The sequence below is a fragment of the Pseudomonas putida genome (genome assembly GCF_004357765.1).
In the GTDB taxonomy this organism is placed as follows: Bacteria; Pseudomonadota; Gammaproteobacteria; order Pseudomonadales; family Pseudomonadaceae; genus Aquipseudomonas; species Aquipseudomonas putida_U.
On sequence record NZ_SMTE01000016.1, the window covers coordinates 19,585 to 33,895 of the forward strand.

Annotated in this window: 15 protein-coding genes; 7 read left to right on the plus strand and 8 right to left on the minus strand. The window is 63.7% G+C overall.

The window, feature by feature from the left end; genetic code table 11:
* Positions 1-2 precede the first annotated feature (2 nt).
* Both paaG and paaF read right to left on the minus strand, forming a co-directional pair.
* The gene (gene paaG, locus E2H86_RS21810; protein ID WP_133331598.1) at positions 3-794 is read right to left on the minus strand and encodes a 2-(1,2-epoxy-1,2-dihydrophenyl)acetyl-CoA isomerase PaaG; all 792 of its coding nucleotides are present in this window, start codon (positions 792-794) and stop codon (positions 3-5) included.
* Between the two features lie 33 nt (positions 795-827).
* Positions 828-1,601 carry a 2,3-dehydroadipyl-CoA hydratase PaaF gene (gene paaF / locus E2H86_RS21815; protein ID WP_133331599.1) on the minus strand — a complete coding sequence of 258 codons (774 nt, stop codon included), beginning with the start codon at positions 1,599-1,601 and terminating at the stop codon, positions 828-830.
* Positions 1,602-1,879: 278 nt separating this feature from the next.
* Here paaF and paaY point away from each other — a divergent pair, with 278 nt between their 5' ends.
* Together paaY and paaX are read left to right on the plus strand one after the other, a co-directional pair.
* Positions 1,880-2,479 (plus strand): phenylacetic acid degradation protein PaaY, encoded by a 600-nt coding sequence (paaY, locus tag E2H86_RS21820; RefSeq protein WP_133331600.1) that lies wholly within the window; start codon positions 1,880-1,882, stop codon positions 2,477-2,479.
* A 77-nt stretch (positions 2,480-2,556) separates the two neighbouring features.
* The gene (gene paaX / locus E2H86_RS21825) at positions 2,557-3,486 is read left to right on the plus strand and encodes a phenylacetic acid degradation operon negative regulatory protein PaaX (protein WP_196172262.1); all 930 of its coding nucleotides are present in this window, start codon (positions 2,557-2,559) and stop codon (positions 3,484-3,486) included.
* Between the two features lie 59 nt (positions 3,487-3,545).
* On the opposite strand, the gene E2H86_RS21830 is transcribed toward paaX, so the two are convergent.
* The 4 genes from E2H86_RS21830 to E2H86_RS21845 all read right to left on the minus strand — a co-directional run bounded on the left by E2H86_RS21830 (position 3,546) and on the right by E2H86_RS21845 (position 7,739).
* Positions 3,546-4,262 carry a murein L,D-transpeptidase catalytic domain family protein gene (locus E2H86_RS21830; RefSeq protein ID WP_133331602.1) on the minus strand — a complete coding sequence of 239 codons (717 nt, stop codon included), beginning with the start codon at positions 4,260-4,262 and terminating at the stop codon, positions 3,546-3,548.
* A gap of 98 nt (positions 4,263-4,360) precedes the next feature.
* On the minus strand, positions 4,361-5,395 hold the full coding sequence (locus E2H86_RS21835) for a L,D-transpeptidase (RefSeq protein WP_133331603.1): 1,035 nt from the start codon (positions 5,393-5,395) through the stop codon (positions 4,361-4,363).
* A 68-nt stretch (positions 5,396-5,463) separates the two neighbouring features.
* On the minus strand, positions 5,464-6,687 hold the full coding sequence (locus E2H86_RS21840; protein ID WP_133331604.1) for an MFS transporter: 1,224 nt from the start codon (positions 6,685-6,687) through the stop codon (positions 5,464-5,466).
* A 170-nt stretch (positions 6,688-6,857) separates the two neighbouring features.
* A complete protein-coding gene (locus E2H86_RS21845; RefSeq protein ID WP_133331681.1) occupies positions 6,858-7,739 on the minus strand; it encodes a LysR family transcriptional regulator in 882 nt (293 codons plus the stop codon).
* Positions 7,740-7,837: 98 nt separating this feature from the next.
* Here E2H86_RS21845 and E2H86_RS21850 point away from each other — a divergent pair, with 98 nt between their 5' ends.
* The 5 genes from E2H86_RS21850 (at position 7,838) to E2H86_RS21870 (ending at position 13,250) form a co-directional block, all read left to right on the plus strand.
* Positions 7,838-9,031: an MFS transporter gene (locus E2H86_RS21850; RefSeq protein WP_133331605.1), complete on the plus strand. Its 1,194-nt coding sequence runs from the start codon at positions 7,838-7,840 to the stop codon at positions 9,029-9,031.
* A gap of 173 nt (positions 9,032-9,204) precedes the next feature.
* Entirely contained in the window at positions 9,205-10,299 is a 1,095-nt protein-coding gene (locus tag E2H86_RS21855; protein WP_133331606.1) for an NAD(P)-dependent alcohol dehydrogenase, read from the plus strand.
* 140 nt (positions 10,300-10,439) lie between these two features.
* Positions 10,440-11,315 carry a LysR family transcriptional regulator gene (locus tag E2H86_RS21860; protein WP_133331607.1) on the plus strand — a complete coding sequence of 292 codons (876 nt, stop codon included), beginning with the start codon at positions 10,440-10,442 and terminating at the stop codon, positions 11,313-11,315.
* A gap of 103 nt (positions 11,316-11,418) precedes the next feature.
* Complete coding sequence (locus E2H86_RS21865; RefSeq protein WP_133331608.1) at positions 11,419-12,345, plus strand: AEC family transporter; 927 nt, start codon at positions 11,419-11,421, stop codon at positions 12,343-12,345.
* A gap of 188 nt (positions 12,346-12,533) precedes the next feature.
* A complete protein-coding gene (locus tag E2H86_RS21870; protein ID WP_133331609.1) occupies positions 12,534-13,250 on the plus strand; it encodes a tellurite resistance TerB family protein in 717 nt (238 codons plus the stop codon).
* Between the two features lie 41 nt (positions 13,251-13,291).
* Here the strand turns inward: E2H86_RS21870 and E2H86_RS21875 are convergent, their stop codons facing one another.
* Together E2H86_RS21875 and E2H86_RS21880 are read right to left on the minus strand one after the other, a co-directional pair.
* Complete coding sequence (locus tag E2H86_RS21875) at positions 13,292-13,684, minus strand: NUDIX domain-containing protein (protein ID WP_133331610.1); 393 nt, start codon at positions 13,682-13,684, stop codon at positions 13,292-13,294.
* A 185-nt stretch (positions 13,685-13,869) separates the two neighbouring features.
* Positions 13,870-14,298, minus strand: coding sequence for an RrF2 family transcriptional regulator (locus E2H86_RS21880; RefSeq protein WP_133331611.1), 429 nt, complete (start codon positions 14,296-14,298; stop codon positions 13,870-13,872).
* Positions 14,299-14,311 lie beyond the last annotated feature (13 nt).

Below are 14,311 nucleotides of genomic sequence, written 5' to 3' on the forward strand. Positions count from 1 at the left end.
GGTCAGCGGCCCTTGAAGACGGGGGTGCGTTTGTTCATGAAGGCGCTCACGCCTTCGCGGTAGTCCTCGCTGCGCCCGGCCAGGCGCTGCAGGTCGCGCTCCAGTTCCAGTTGCTGGTCGAAGCCGTTGTCGAAGCTGGCGTTGAGGCTGCGTTTGATCAGGGCCAGGCCGTAGGTTGGCTGGCTGGCCAGATGGCGAGCCAGGCTGAGTGCCTCGTCGCGCAACGCGGCATCGTCGACCACCCGATGGATCAGCCCCCAGCGTTCGGCCTGTTCGGCGCTCAGGCGCTCGCCGAGCATGGCCAGGGCCTTGGCTCGCGCCATGCCGATCAGGCGTGGCAGCAACCAGGTGCCGCCGGAGTCCGGCACCAGGCCGATCTTGCAGAACGCCTGGATGAAGCTCGCCGAGCGAGCCGCCAGCACCAGGTCGCAGGCCAGAGGGAGGTTGGCGCCGGCCCCGGCTGCCACGCCGTTGACGGCGCAGATGACCGGCAGCGGCAGATCGCGCAAGGTGCGCACCAGAGGGTTGTAGAACTTCTCGATGGACTCGCCCAGATCCGGCATATCGGCACCCGGTGCGACATTGCGGTCGGACAGGTCTTGGCCGGCACAGAAGCCGCGACCTTCGCCGGTCAACAGCAGTACGCGGGCTTCGTCGCTCTGGCGTACCTGCTTGAGGGCCTCGCGCACTTCCAGGTGCATTTGCGTGTTGAAGCTATTGAGTTGCTCGGGACGGTTCAGCGAGAGGAGGGCGACACCGTCCTCGATGGAAAACAGAATGTGCTCGAAAGTCATGGCGGGCTCGCTCGGTCAGTCGATGGGAAGGGCTCAGCAACCTTTGAAGTGCGCCGGGCGTTTTTCCTGGAAGGCGCGGATGCCTTCGTCGCGGTCGGCGGTGCCGGCCAGTAGGGTGAAGGCGTGGCGCTCGAAGCGCAGGCCGCTGGCCAGGTCGGTGTCGCCGGCCTTGAGCACTGCTTCCTTGGCCAGGCGCACCGCCAGCGGCGCCTTGGCGGCGATGGCGCGGGCCACTTCGAGGGCGCGTTCGACGGTGAACTCGGGCTCGGTGGTTTCGCTCACCAGGCCGGCCTGCAGGGCATGCCGGGCGGTGATGGCTTCGCCGCTGAGGATCATCTGCATGGCCAGCGGCTTGCCCACGGCGCGCAGCAGGCGCTGGGTGCCGCCGGCACCAGGGATGATGCCGAGGTTGATTTCCGGTTGGCCGAAGCGGGCGTCGGTGCCTGCGATCACGATATCGGCGCACATCACCAGTTCGCAGCCGCCGCCGAGCGCGTAGCCGTTGACGGCAGCGATCAGCGGTTTGCTGAACGCGGTAATGCGCTGCCAGTGGACGATGCGAGGGTCGTTGAGGATGCCGACCAGATCCCGCTCGGCCATTTCGCGGATGTCGGCGCCGGCGGCGAAGGCCTTGCGGCTGCCGGTGATGACCACGGCGCGGGTGTGCTCGCAGTCTTGGGCGGCGCTCAGTTCGGCGGCGAGTTCGGCCAGCAGTTCGGTGCACAGAGCGTTGAGCGCTTCCGGCCGGTGCAGGGTAACCAGGCGAACGCCGTGTTCGGGCGGCTGTACTGCGATGAAGCGTGGCATGTCGGGTTCCTCTGGCTGCACGCACGGCACAGGTTGGCCGGCTTTTCTTGGAGTTGTCTGCAGGGGGCAGCGCCGAGCGTGCCCAGGTGGGATCAGTATAATCATTATGCGATACAAAAAATCAACATCAACTATGCATAAATGTATCTCTAGAGTTGTCAGGTATTTTCGGTTCATCTGGGTTTTCCAGCAAAATTAAGGGCTTTGGCTGGATTGACGTCGGGATGTATTGCGATACAAGATTGCTGAAGATATAGAATCATTTTCGGAGATTGACCATGCCTTGCTACCGCCTCGATGGCCTGACCCCGGTCGTCCACCCCAGCGCCTACGTGCACCCGAGCGCCGTCCTGATCGGTGATGTGATCGTCGGCCCAGGTTGTTACGTAGGCCCATTGGCCTCGCTGCGCGGCGATTTTGGGCGGATTGTCCTGGAGGAGGGGGCGAACCTGCAGGACACTTGCGTGATGCACGGCTTTCCAGGCGGCGACACGGTGATAGAGCGCAACGGCCACGTCGGGCATGGCGCGGTGCTGCACGGTTGCCGGGTGGGTGAGGATGCGCTGATCGGCATGAATGCGGTGGTAATGGACGGCGCCCATATCGCGCCACGCTGCATCGTCGGGGCCACGGCCTTCGTCAAGGCTGGCTTCGAGTGCCCGGAGCAAAGCCTGGTGATGGGCGCCCCGGCCCAGGTCAAGCGCCCGCTGAGCGAGCAGGAGCTGAGCTGGAAGCAGCGCGGCACTGCCGAATATCAGCGCCTAAGCGAGCGCTGTATGGCCAGCATGGTCGAGTGCTCGCCGCTTACCGAGGCCGAGGCCCAGCGCCCGCGCATGGGTGACGACGGTTTCCGGCCCAAGGGCGAGGCAGGCGCATGAACCTGCCTGCGTCCCACCATGGCCAGGCGACCCGCCGCACAGGTATAGTCGGGACTTTCTCCGCGCACAGTTCCTCCATGAGCAACCTCGCCCCGCTGAATACCCTGATCACCCGCTTCCAGGAGCAGACCCCGATCCGCGCCAGTTCGCTGATCATCACCCTCTATGGTGATGCCATCGAGCCCCACGGCGGCACGGTGTGGCTGGGTAGCCTGATCAACCTGCTGGAGCCGATCGGCATCAACGAACGGTTGATCCGTACGTCGATCTTCCGCTTGACCAAAGAAGGTTGGCTGACCGCCGACAAGGTGGGCCGGCGCAGCTACTACAGCCTCACCGGTACCGGCCGGCGGCGTTTCGAAAAAGCCTTCAAGCGTGTCTACAGCCCCAGCCAGCCGGCCTGGGATGGCGCCTGGACCCTGGTGCTGCTGTCGCAGCTCGATGCCGCCAAGCGCAAGGCGGTGCGCGAAGAGCTGGAATGGCAGGGCTTCGGCGCCATGGCGCCCAACCTGTTGGGTTGCCCTCGCGCCGATCGTGCGGACCTCGCGGCGACCCTGCGAGAGTTGGAAGCCAGCGATGACAGCATCGTCTTCGAAACCCATACCCAGGAGGTACTGGCGTCCAAGGCCATGCGCGCGCAAGTGCGTGAGAGCTGGCGTATCGACGAATTGGGGCAGCAGTACAGCGAGTTCATCCAGTTGTTCCGGCCGTTGTGGCAGGGGTTGAAAGAGCAGGCCGAGCTCGATGCCCGGGACTGCTTCCTGGCGCGCACCCTGCTGATCCATGAATACCGCCGGTTGTTGCTGCGTGATCCGCAACTGCCCGAGGAGTTGCTGCCCGGGGATTGGGAGGGCCGGGCGGCGCGGCAGTTGTGCCGGAATCTGTATCGGTTGGTGTGCGCCAAGGCGGAGGCGTATCTGGGCAGTGCGCTGGAGACGGCGGATGGGCCGTTGCCGGATGTGAACGAGAGTTTTTATCGGCGCTTTGGTGGGTTGAAGCTGGATTGAGTGGGGGCGCACTGCAAATCCCCAGTCATACCCCCTGGCCCACCGCGATCCCCCACCAACTACTTGCTGGCAACCGTCTGATTCGCCGCCGGGCAGCTCTGGGCATTGAGGAACTGCGATTTCTTCAGCCACTCCTGCTGCGGGTAATAGGCGAACACATAGCTGCCACGTTGCAGGGTATCGATCAATTTGCCGGCAATGGCTGGCCGAACGGCAGGGCAGCCTTGACTGCGCCCCAGGCGGCCGAGTCCGGGCACGACCTTGGGGTCGGCATAGGCAGCGGCATGCATGACGATGGCCCGCGACATGCTGTTGTCGTTGAAGCCCGGCTCCAATCCTTGCAAGCGCAGTGAGCGGCCGTGTTTGCCGCGGTAGGTCTGGCCGGTTTCGTACAAGCCGATGGAGGACTGGTAGCTGTTCGGGACGTTGGAGAACGTCGTCGGCACATCGGCGCCGCTGTTCTTGCCATGGGCAACCCACTCCTCGAACAGGAGCTTCCTGGCCTGCAGGTCGAACACCCACAGGCGTTTGTCACGCGAGGCCTTGGAGTAATCGATCACCGTGAGCAGCTTGTCTCCATCGCTCTGGCTGGCGCACTCGTAGGCAGTGAGCGCCAGAGTGAGGGCTGACAGGTTGGCATTGGGCGCCAAGCGTTGAAGTTCCGCGGCGCTTGGCAGCGATTGGGCGTGGGCGGCAGACCACGCACCGAGAAAAAGCAGGCCAAGGCTGGCCGCCGAGAGCCGCATGGCTCCCCACAAGGGTTCGAGCATCGACATGAATTGCCCCATTGGAAAACAGCCTGAACTCTGCACTGAGGATTAGCAGATTGCAGGCGAAAAGCCGCTACTTTGCTGGATTTTTAGTGAGTTGCCGATCACTTTTTGACCAATGGCTTAGCTTCTTCACCTTCTTCGCCGGTGATGACCGTGAATTTCCCGTTGCTGCGCGTCTCCCGGGTGGACGCCCAGTCGGTGATCACCAGCGTCGTGCCGACGTCCATCGCCTCGCGTAGATGTTGTCGGAAGTCCGGGGCCAGGGTCAGCTCCCCCAGTTGTTCATAAGGTGTATCGCCGTACTCCGGATTGCTCACCGCAACCGCCGACCAGCGCAGAGGCAGGGCAGCCTCGACTGGCAAGGCCGAGGGCTTTTGCAGCAGGGAATACACTGCCATACCGCTGCGATGGTGGCTGTTCTCGAGCGACAGGGCCGGCGCCGAGCCCACCAACTGGCCTGCGCGATAGACGTAGGCACGCAGGTCGGCGCGACTGATCAGGATGGAAAGCGGTCCCGCCGTTGGATCCGGATCGTTCCAGAACTGCTGGTTGCTCAACACCAGCGGGCCTTGGGGCTTGCCATCGCTGACGGTGGGCGCCAGCACGCCGGGGTGGGTGACCTCCACGGGGGCGCTATGGCTATCGGAAACGATGACGGTGGTGGAACTGAATCCGGTGACTTCGTAGAGCTTCTTGGCAAAGTCCAACGGCAGGCGCACGCACCCGTGGGAGGCGGGGTAGCCTGGCAGGTGGCCGGCATGCAAGGCGATGCCGTCCCAGGTCAGGCGCTCCATGTAGGGCATGGGCGCATCGTTGTAGAGGCTGGATTTATGTTCGACCTTTTTCTGCAGGATGCTGAAAACCCCGGTGGGGGTTTCCCGCCCTGGTTTGCCGCTGCTCACGGTACTGACGCCAATGGCGATGCCATTGCGATAGACGTAGGCTCGCTGTTCGGTGAGGCTGACCACCACGGTTACCGGCCCCACCGGCGAGACCTGCGGGTACCAGAGAAACTGGCCAGGCTTGAGGCTTTCGACCTGAGTCCTGAGTTGGGCAGGGCCTGGGATGTGCAGCGGCGCTGCTTCGAGCAAAGTGGCGGCAAACAGCAGAGTCAATGCGAGCGTTGCATGCGACATCCAAACGATCCTCCTTGAACCCTGTCGCCAGCTTAGTCGCAACGCTCGCTCTCGGGCAAACCCGCACGTCAGCTGGGCTGCGCCGCCAGGTTGTTGCTCACGTTACGCCCCAACACCAGCACCGTGATCATTCCGCAACCGACCAAGGCAGTGGCCAGACTCAACAATACCGAGCTGCCCATCTGGTCGACGATACGTCCGCCGAAGAACGATCCCAGTGCGATGATCACCTGGAACATCGCCACGAACAGCGGCATACCGCGTTCCACGTCCTTGGGCGCGACGACGAACATCCAGATGCTGGCGCATGCCGGGAAGGCGCCAAAGGCGAAGCCCCAGAGCGCGATCAGCATCGCTGCGCCGGTCATGCCGGTGGCGAAGTAAGGGAACAGCGCAGTGCTGATGGCGATCATCAGCGCGACCAGCAGCAGGGTATGGCGCACGCTGCGGTTGGCGGCGAAACCGGCGAACACGTTGCCCAGCACCCCGGCCACGCCATACAGCAACAGCAGCGAGCCAATGGTCGGGCCATCGAAACCTGCGCGCTCCTTGAAGAACGGCGCGACATAGGTGTACGCGGCAAAGTGCGCCAGGCCGATCAGCAGCACGGCGATCAGGCCGACCCGTGCTTGCGGATTGATGAACAAGGCCGGCAGGTCACTGATGCGAATGGCCTTGTCCGGGTTCAGCCGCGGCAGCAGGAACACCTGCGCCAACAGCACCGGAATGCCCAGCGCCGCCGTGACCAGGAAGGTCATGCGCCAGCCCATCAGGCCGCTCAACCAGGTGCCGACGGGCACGCCGAGCACGGTGGCCAGGGTCACGCCGACCATGATGATCGAAGTGGCCTGCGCCACGCCCACGCCTTTGGGGGCCAGGCGGCCGCTGAGGGCGATGGCCGTGGCCCAGAAACCGCCGATGCTGATGCCTAGCAACACGCGCCCGAACAACAGCAGGTTGAAGTCGCTGGCGTAGGCTACCACTGCGTTGGCGATGATCATGATCAGCGTCAGGCCGACCAGCAGGTAGCGGCGGTCCAGCGCACCGATGCCCACCGACAGCAGCGGGGCGGCGAGCGCGGCCATGATCCCGGGCAGGGTCACCATCAGGCCGGCGTGGCCGGCACTGATGCCCAGGTCGGCGGCGACATCGTTGAGCACACCTACCGGCAGGAACTCGCTGGTCACCAGGGCGAAGGCGCCCACGGCAACCGAGAGAATGGCCAGCCATTGCTGTGCGACGCTTCGGTGGGGTGGATCGGGGAGGCGATGGGCCTGAGTGGGGCTTGGCATGGTATCGGGTTCCGAAGGGGTGTGCCTGTAACAGGCAGGTAGAGCGGGGGGAAATTTCGTTGGGATTATAGGGGCGGCCTTGGCCCGTACCGATGTGAGCGTTTCGATAGTAATCATCAGTGCAATCGATGGCGTCCCGTCTGACGCTGCAAACATGGACGCACAGCGGATCAGAGAGACTTGCCGTCACCCGTGCGCAACAAGGCCACGAACGCGCTCGCTGCAGGCGATGGCACCTTGGGCCAGACCGCGTAAAGAACGCGCTGCGGCGCGTCCTGCACCGGTACGGCCACGACACCGCGCAAACGCTCCGCCACCGACTCCGGCACCAAACCGACAGCCAGGCCGCGCATGACGAAGTCGGCCATCAATTCCACGTGGTTCACTTCGAAGCGTACCTGGTGGGCAAGGCCTGCGGCGGCGAACGCCTTGTCGGTCTGACGCCGGGCGCTGCTGTCCTGCGGATAGTCCACCAGCGGCAACGTCGACAATTGCTCGAGCTTCAAGCGCTTGCGCTTGGCCAGTGCATGTTCTGGCGGCAGGAGGGCAACCAGGCGTTCGCGGTTGATGGGCAGGTACGCCAGGTCGTCTATACGCTCATCCGGCCACAGGCCGACCAATGCCACATCCAGCCGTCCTTGGCGCAAGTGTTCGAGGGACATCTCGCTGCCGCGTTGGCTCAAGCGCACTTCGACCTGGGGATGACGGGCGTGGAACTGCGCGATGAGCGCGACGATATCGAGGCTGCCCAAGGCGCTGATACTGCCGACCGACAGCTGACCACGAACCTGCCCGGTGGCGGCCGCCACTTCGTCGGGAATCCGCCGTGCAGCTTCCAGCGTGAGGTAGGCCTGGCGCACAAACGCCTCGCCGGCCGGGGTCAGGCGAACCTGGCGCGAGGTGCGCTCGAACAGCGGGGCGCCGAGTTCTTCCTCCAGGCGTGCCACCTGATGGCTCAGCGCTGACTGGACCGTATGGCAGCGGCGTGCGGCGCGCGTGAAGCTGGATTCCTCGGCCACGGCCAAGGCGAATTCGATCTGTCTGAGATTCATCATCTATCTCTATTCAAGATGGATTGCATGAGAACAATACATTGGATTCATGATTGGCTTGAAGCGAAGCTGAGGCAAATTCACTCAGGGAATGAATCATGAACGCGATATCCCAGCGTCTTCCCAGCAAGGCGCTTGCGACGCCATTGTTAGGATTGATGGCCGTGTCCACGGGCCTGGCCGTGGCCGGCAACTACTATGCGCAGCCGCTGTTGCCCACCATCGCTGCGCAATTCAGAACGACCGAAGCGGCGACCGCCAGCCTCGTCACCACCGCGCAGCTCAGTTATGGCGCCGGCCTGCTCCTGCTGGTGCCGCTAGCGGACTTGTGCGAGCGGCGCAGCCTGATCGTCTTACTGACCTTGCTGGCTGGCCTAGGGCTGATCCTCAGTGCCCTGGCGCCGAGTTTGCCGTGGCTGCTGATCGGCACTGCGATTACGGGTTTTTGCTCGGTCGTGGCTCAGGTGCTGGTGCCGTTCGGTGCCACCCTGGCCACTGCAGAACAACGCGGGCGTGCTGTGGGCACGCTGATGAGTGGTCTGCTGCTGGGTATCCTGCTGGCACGCACCGTGGCGGGTGGGTTGTCTTCATGGCTGGATTGGCGAGCCGTGTACGGGGTGGCTGCGGCTTCGATGGTGTTGTGTGCCTTGGCCCTGTGGCGGGCTTTGCCACAACACCGCGCCCAGACCAGAGCCAGGTATGGAGCCTTGCTATGGTCGGTGCTGACCTTGTTCGTGGAAGAGCCGGTGCTGCGTGTACGTGCCTTGCTGGGCATGGTGTCGTTCGCATTGTTCAGCCTGTTCTGGACGCCACTGGCGTTCCTCCTCGCTGCGCCTCCTTATGGCTATTCGGATGGGCTCATCGGCCTGTTCGGGCTGGTCGGTGCCGCTGGGGCGCTGGCGGCCTCCTGGGCCGGGCGGCTGGCGGATAAAGGCAAAGGAGCGATCGGTACCTGGTTGGGCTTGTTCGGGTTGCTGCTTGCCTGGTTGCCGCTGGGATTTGCCGAGCGCTCGCTGGGCGCGCTGATAATCGGGGTATTGGTGCTCGATCTGGCCGTGCAGCTGGTGCATGTGAGTAACCAGAATGCGATCTATGCGTTGCGACCGGAGGCGCGAAATCGGCTTAACGCGGGGTACATGACCTGTTATTTCCTGGGTGGGGCGGGGGGATCGGTATTGGCGGCTTGGCTTTACGCGAGTGCGGGGTGGGGCGGGATCGTGGCGGCTGGGGTCGGCATCGCGCTGTTGGGGATTGGCGTGGGGCTGTGGGCTGCGAAGCGCGGGTTGCGTTGAGCGCATCCGGAATCTTCAGAGGCCCAGGAGGGCGACGCACGGTCGCATAACGCCTTTCGGAAGATGGCCTAAGCTCGTTGAGGCGTCCGCGGCAGCCCTGCCGTATCCCCGGTGAGTGTTCAGCGGGTTGGGCCACGCGACACAGGACAGCTATTCATTCAGGAGCTACCAACATGGCAACGATGAAGGCAGCGGTTTTCGTGGAGCCAGGTCGAATCGAACTGGCAGACAAACCCATCCCCGAGGTCGGCCCGACCGACGCGCTCATCCGCCTGACCACGACCACTATCTGTGGCACCGATGTGCATATCCTCAAGGGTGAATACCCGGTCGCCAAGGGCCTCACCGTCGGCCATGAGCCGGTGGGGGTGATCGAGAAGCTCGGCAGCGCGGTCAAGGGCTACACCGAGGGTCAGCGGGTGATCGCCGGGGCGATCTGTCCCAACTTCAATTCCTATGCCGCCCAGGACGGCGTGCCTTCGCAGGACGGCAGCTACCTGATCGAGCGCGGCCTGTGCGGCTGCCACGGTTACAAGGCCACCGCGGGTTGGCGCTTTGGCAACCTGATCGACGGCACCCAGGCCGAGTACGTGCTGGTACCGGACGCCGAGGGCAACCTGGCGCCGATTCCCGATGGCCTGACCGACGAGCAGGTGCTGATGTGCCCGGACATCATGTCCACCGGCTTCAAGGGCGCGGAAAACGCCAACATCCGCATTGGCGATACCGTGGTTGTCTTCGCCCAGGGCCCGATCGGCCTGTGCGCCACCGCCGGGGCGCGGTTGCTGGGAGCATCGACCATCATCGCGGTGGATGGCAACGACCACCGGCTGGGCATCTCGCGCAGCATGGGCGCCGACATCACCTTGAATTTCAACCAATGCGACGTAGTCGACGAGATCATGAAGCTCACCAAGGGCAGGGGCGCGGACTCGTCCATCGAGTGCCTGGGCCTGCCCAGCACCTTCGAGCAGGCGATCAAGGTGCTCAAGCCGGGCGGCACGTTCTCCAGCCTTGGCGTCTATTCCAGTGACGTGAAGATTCCGCTGGCGGCCTTCGCCGCGGGGCTGGGCGATCACAAGATCAACACCGCGCTGTGTCCGGGCGGCAAGGAGCGCATGCGCCGGTTGATGAGCGTGATCGAATCGAATCGTGCCGACTTCGGCTCGTTGGTCACCCATCACTACGCGCTCGATAACATCGTCGAGGCCTATGACCTGTTCGCGCATCAGCGCGACGGTGTGCTGAAGATCGCCATCAAGCCATAGTGGAAGCAGAACCAGGATGACGTTGCAGTCGGTCCTGTTCGGCGTCATGGGTATCCCAGTGCAACGCCATTTGGGTATCGTGGGAGCTGGGGCGCGAACGCTTTACGCCCCATTCCGAAGCCAGAGCGAGCCCCACAACAATGTCCTTGCGCGCCCTTCGTACACTGCTCGCCATCGCCCAGCACGGTTCGTTCGTGCGTGCCGCGGAGGCCGTACACCTCACGCAGTCCGCTGTCAGCCTGCAGGTCCGTGCGCTCGAGGAGGACTTCAACGCCACATTGTTCGACCGCTCCCGACGCTTGCCGGTGTTGACCGACGCCGGGCACGTTGCGGTGGAGCGAGCCCGGGAAATCATCGGCCTGTACGACAGCATCGCCAGCGAAATCGGCGGTGACACCGAGCTGCGTGGCCGCCTGCGCATCGGCGCGGTACCGACCGTGCTGGCCGGTGTGTTGCCCGCGGCGCTCGCGGCCCTTGGTCGAGAACACCCGCACCTGCGCCTCACCGTCAGCTCTGGCATGTCCGCTGAGCTGTCGACGCGGGTAGAGGCCGGTGAGCTCGATGTCGCCATCACCACCGAGCCGGTGAGGCCGCACCCCTACGGTTTGGTCAGCACCGTGCTTTATGAAGACGGCTTCTGGATCATTGCGCCCGCGAGCTATGCCGGTCAGGAACTGCAACCACTGCTGCAATCGCAGCCCTTCATCCGCTTCGAGCGACGCGCCTGGGCTGGGCGCACCATCGAACGCGAGCTACGCAAGATGCGCCTGCGGGTGCAGACAAGCATGGAGCTCGACAGCCAGGAAGCGATCATCCAGATGGTCGGCAACGGCCTCGGCGTGTCCGTGGTACCCATGGCCAGGGAACGTTTAGCCAGCCTGCCACAACTGGCTGCGCAGCCCTTTGGCACGCCACAGAAGACGCGGCGCCTGGTGTTGCTCGAACGCGAAGACCGCCCCGTGCGCAAGCTGGCGGCGGTGTTGGCGGAGGCGGTTCAGGCCCATGCGCCGCACTGACGATCCATGAGAAAAACTCGTGGATCACGAAAGTTTAAAACGATTTTCTTCGTAGGTTGCCCCCCGTATCGTGAAGCCTTCATCGACAAACAGAGGGCAATCGATGACCTACGCGCTGCTGATGGCTCTGTTGCCGATCGCGCTGCTGATTGCATTGGGCGCCTGGCTCAAGCATCGCCAGTTCGTGGCCGACAGCTTCTGGCCGCAGGCCGAGCGGCTGGGCTACTACGTGCTGCTGCCGTCTCTGTTCTTCCATGGGCTGGCGACTGCCAAACTCGATGGCGTGCCAGTCAAAGGCATGATCTCGGCGCTGGTGTTGTCGACCGTGGCAGTGGCGATCCTGGTGATCGTTACCAGGGCCTTGGTCAAGGGCGACGATGCCGCGTTCACCTCGGTATTCCAGGGAGGCGTGCGTTTCAATAACTACGTCGGCGTCTCGGCGGCGGCCGGCTTGTTCGGCGCCCAAGGCATCGCCCTGGCTGCGGTCGCCAACGCGGCCATCGTGCCCACTGTGAATATTCTCTGCGTGCTGGTGTTCGCCTGGTATGGCTCTGCGGGCCGCATGTCATTGGGCAAGGTACTCCGGCAACTGGCGATCAATCCCTTGGTAGTGGCCTGTTTCGCCGGCATCACCTTGCAAGCGTTGGGCACCGGACTGCCACCTGGGATAGAGCCGCTGCTCAATGCCCTGGGTCAGGCTTCTTTGCCGCTGGGTCTGCTGTGCGTGGGGGCGGCCCTCGAACTGGGCAGCGTGCGCCAGTGGTTGCGCCCGGTGGGCTATGCGTCGGTGGTGAAGTTCCTGATCATGCCGGTGGTCACCCTGTACGCATGCCACCTGTTCGCGCTGGACGGCAAGGCCGCCATCGCTGCGCTGTTGTTCCAGGCGCTACCGACGGCCTCATCGTCGTACATCATGGCGCGTCAACTGGGCGGTGACGCGCCATTGATGGCCGGTATCATCGCCTGCCAGACTGTGCTGGCGGCAGTGGCGCTCCCGGTAGCGGTGATTGCCCTGACGCCGTTGATCTGAGCGATCAGAGAACGGCGAGACCAGGCACATCGCTTCCCGTACGACTACACCCCAGAGCCCGAGCGCGGCGATGACCGGCCAACGCTGGCCAACTCATCTCACCCCGCCGGTCAGCCCAGCATGGCACCTCGCTTTGAGGGGGCTATCTTTGCTGGTCTGGACAACGGCTACGGACTGAGGACGACGCCATGAATACCAGCGATCTACTCGAACAGCTGCTTCGGGCCGGGCAGGGCAGGCAAGCGCAACAAGGGAGCGGCGGCGTTTCATCGCAAGGTGGCCTGGGCGATCTGCTCGGTGGCCTGCTTGGTGGCGCCAACACTGCCGGCGGCGGCCTGGGGGATCTACTGGGCGGCTTGTTAAGAGGCGGTGCGGGCAGCGCAGGTGGTGCTGGCCAGGGCCGCTCCGCTGGAGGCATCAATTACGCTGCCTTGGCGTCGTTGGGCATGATGGCGTTCAAGGCCTATCAAAGCTGGCAGCGCAGCCAGGCGACAGCCCCGCAACAGGCGCTGCTGACCGTCGATCAATTGTCCGGCCCCGAGGCTGAAGATCATAGCCATGCCATCTTGCGTGCGCTGATTGCCGCGGCCAAGGCCGATGGCCGTATCGACGAGCAGGAACAACAGTTGATCTACGCCGAGATCAAGCGTCACACCAGCGATGCACAGTTGCAGCAATGGCTGGATGAAGAAGTCAGCAAGCCTCTGGATGCTGCCGAGGTCGCTCAGTCGGCAAAAGATCCGGCCATGGCAGCGGAAATGTACCTGGCCAGTGTGATGCTGGTGGGTGACCAGCAAGGCGCGGGGCTCGCCTACTTGGATGAACTGGCCGCTGCGCTGCGCCTCGATCCGACCTTGCAGGTGCACTTGGAGCAGCAGGCCACGGGCGCTGCATCACCGGGCTGAGAGACCGGGCGCTGGATGGTCAGCCTTGTCGCGGCACGATTTCAGGGCAGCAGTGCCGGGAGCTGCGTCGAAATCAGGCCTGCTGCGGTGGCCTTGAGCATCGACGGACTGAGCTTGTCCCTGGGCACCCATCTGCACGCCACGATTTCGTTGGAGGCCACGGGTTTCTCGTCATCGTGAAAATGGGTGGTGAATATGTGGTGCACGGTCGTGCCGACTTTCAAGGTGCAGAGCGAAAGCAGGCCATGCCCTTCGATGGACGTTTCCTCCCGAAGCTCCCTGGCTGCGGCCGCGATCGGTGTTTCACCGGTTTCGATGACGCCTCCCGGAAAATTCCACTTGCCACCTTTCTTGCGCACCAGAAGCACCTTGCCGCTGCGCAGGCAGATGATCGTGGCCCTGGCTTTCAACCCTCGTTTTTTCTTGTCCTGCATGCACACACCCAGCTGGCAATCACTCGTTCGATATCCGTCTTGCCTGCTGCAAGATCAGGGCCTCTTCTCTCCAGACCCTTTTCTGTGACGACTCGTTCAACCGTTGAGCCACAGCATGGGCGGCGGCAGTCCTCGCTGATCGATTCGGCATCCTTGACGCCCCCGGTCGACGGAGGGCTTGCGCATTAAACCGTGAGATACCGCTCTTCGAAATCTTTCGCCAACGCCTGCAGCGTCACGCTCCCCAGCTTCTCCAACAGCAGCGCTTGCGCAGCATCGAAGGCGTCCGTCAGCGCTGCGTTCACCGCCTGTTCAACCAGGCATTCCGGGTGGTCGGTCGAAAGCCCGATGGCAAATATCGAAGCCCCGCCGAGTGCCCTATGGATATCCAGCAAGGTGATGTCCGCCAACGGCTTGGCCAGTCTCCAGCCACCGTGATGCCCCTTCACTGAACCCACGTAGCCCTGTTCCTTGAGCAGCGCCATGGTCCGGCGCACTACCACCGGGTTGGTCCCGAGCATCTGCGCGATGGTTTCGGACGTTGCGGGTTTCTCGTGCCGCGCCATGTGGATCAGCACATGCAGCATGCGAGACAGGCGGGTGTCATTTCTCATCGGAACTTGGCTC